This window comes from Trebonia sp., from assembly GCF_049794275.1.
Classification (GTDB): Bacteria; Actinomycetota; Actinomycetes; order Streptosporangiales; family Streptosporangiaceae; genus Trebonia.
Genome location: NZ_JBARCR010000718.1, coordinates 1 through 1587 on the forward strand (window position 1 = coordinate 1; position 1587 = coordinate 1587).

At 72.4% G+C, this 1587-nt stretch carries 2 protein-coding genes; both read right to left on the reverse strand.

From position 1 onward, the window contains the following. A partial coding sequence (gene fmt, locus WA805_RS19045; protein WP_425243007.1) for a methionyl-tRNA formyltransferase occupies positions 1–865 on the reverse strand: 865 nt, incomplete at its 3' end. Positions 866–881: 16 nt separating this feature from the next. Beyond that, complete coding sequence (def, locus tag WA805_RS19050) at positions 882–1421, reverse strand: peptide deformylase (RefSeq protein ID WP_422281584.1); 540 nt, start codon at positions 1419–1421, stop codon at positions 882–884. Between the last annotated feature and the right edge of the window lie 166 nt (positions 1422–1587).

Genomic DNA, 1587 nt, shown 5'->3' on the forward strand with positions numbered 1-1587 from the left:
TGCCAGGGGGCTGCACGTCGCCGAGGCGGACCGGGCGCGAGCCAGTGCCCGCGTGGACCGCGCCGCGCTCGACGCGCAGCTCGCCAGGGGCGAGGCTGGCGCCGGGAATGTCCGGCAGCAGCGCTACCGGCCAGAGCTTGATCCTGGCGCCGTCGAACTCCGTCCAGGCGCCGGGGTCCGGGGTGCAGGCGCGGATCTGGCGGTCGGTCAGGTGCGCGGGGAGATTCCAGTCCACCCGGGCGTCCTCCGGGGCCAGCTTCGGTGCGAGGCTGACGCCGTCCGCCGACTGCGGCAGGGCGCGGACGGTGCCGTCCTCGATGCCGTCCAGGGTCGCGACCAGGAGTTCCGCGCCGCTCGCGGCGAGCCGGTCCAGCAGGTCGCCGGCGGTGTCCGTGGGCCTGATCGGCTCGGTGAGGACGCCGAACACGGGGCCGGCGTCCAGCTCCCTGACGATCTGGAAGGTGGTCGCGCCGGTGATGTCGTCCCCGTGCAAGATCGCGTGCTGCACCGGCGCCGCGCCGCGCCAGGCGGGCAGCACCGAGAAGTGCAGGTTCACCCAGCCGTGCCGCGGGATGCCGAGGACCGACTGCGGGAGCAGCGCCCCGTACGCCGTGACCGGGCAGCAGTCGGGCGCGATCTCGCGCAGCCGCTCCTGGAAGGAAGGATCGCCCGGGCGAACGGGCTTCAGCACCTCAATGCCCAGCTCGCCGGCGACCATGGCGACCGGGGACGGCTCCACCCGCCTGCCGCGCCCGGCCGGCGCGTCCGGCCTGGTGATGACCGCCTCGACGGTGTGCTGGGACGTCAGCAGGGCGCGCAGCGCGGTCACCGCGACGGGCGGGGTACCGGCGAAGACGAGGCGCACGAAAAGGGCCGCCCCTTCAGGAGATCCGCTGGGTCGCGTGCGGCGAGACCTTCACCTCGGGGGCGGGCTCCCCGTTCCATTCGGCTTCCCTGATGGCCTTCATCGCGAGCTTGCGCTGCTTCTTGTCGAGCCGGTCGATGAACAGGATGCCGTCGAGATGGTCGGTCTCGTGCTGGACGCAGCGGGCGAGCAGCTCGCTGCCCTCGATCGTCACCGGGTCGCCGTACATGTTGAACCCGGTGGCGACGACCCGCGGCGCGCGCGGCGTCGGGAACACCAGGCCGGGCAGCGACAGGCAGGCCTCGTCGTCTTCCTCCTGCTCGCCGTCCAGCCCGAGCACCGGGTTGATCAGGTGCCCCGGCTCCTCTCCCACGTGGTAGGTGAACACCCGCAGGCTGACGCCGATCTGCGGCGCGGCGAGGCCGACACCGGGCGCGTCGACCATCGTCTCGGTGAGGTCCCTGACGAGGTTGCGCAGCTCAAGGTCGAAATCCGTCACCGGCTCGGCCGGGGTGCGCAGCACCGGATCACCGAAGAGCCGGATGGGCCTGATCAACGGGCAGTCCTCTCACGTAGCGGTCGCCGTACGCCGCCGGCGCCGCCTCGAATGGCAAGCGCTTGTTCACCATGAATTCTATCGACGGGCTAGATCAATTCGGCCGGGTCGAGCTGCACCCGGACCGGGCCTGCATCCTTCCGCGCGCTGCGCGCCGCCTGCGCCG